A 230-nucleotide genomic window follows, 5' to 3' on the forward strand; every position below is an offset into this window, starting at 1 on the left:
AGTGTCTCGTGGGCTCGGAGATGTGTATAAGAGACAGGCACCCAGCTCGGCCTTGATGTCGCGATCGGAGAGAAGCACGAGGTCAGCCTACCGGACGACGTTGCCGCGCGGCTCGAGGGCAAGAGCTCGCTCGGCCGGCTGGGACTGCTCCGGGGGGGGATACACATCTCCGAGCCCACGAGACACTCGCTAATCTGGTGGGGCGTTTTTTTCTTTCGAGAGGGGGGGGG

1 pseudogene is annotated in these 230 nt (G+C 63.5%); it reads left to right on the top strand.

Annotation, left to right across the window (positions count from 1 at the left end):
- Nucleotides 1-78 precede the first annotated feature (78 nt).
- Nucleotides 79-150 (top strand): annotated as a pseudogene (locus ACPYOG_RS21120) (dCTP deaminase); the annotation flags it as partial.
- Nucleotides 151-230 lie beyond the last annotated feature (80 nt).

The sequence above is a fragment of the Leifsonia sp. HAY1-4F genome, from assembly GCF_056755275.1.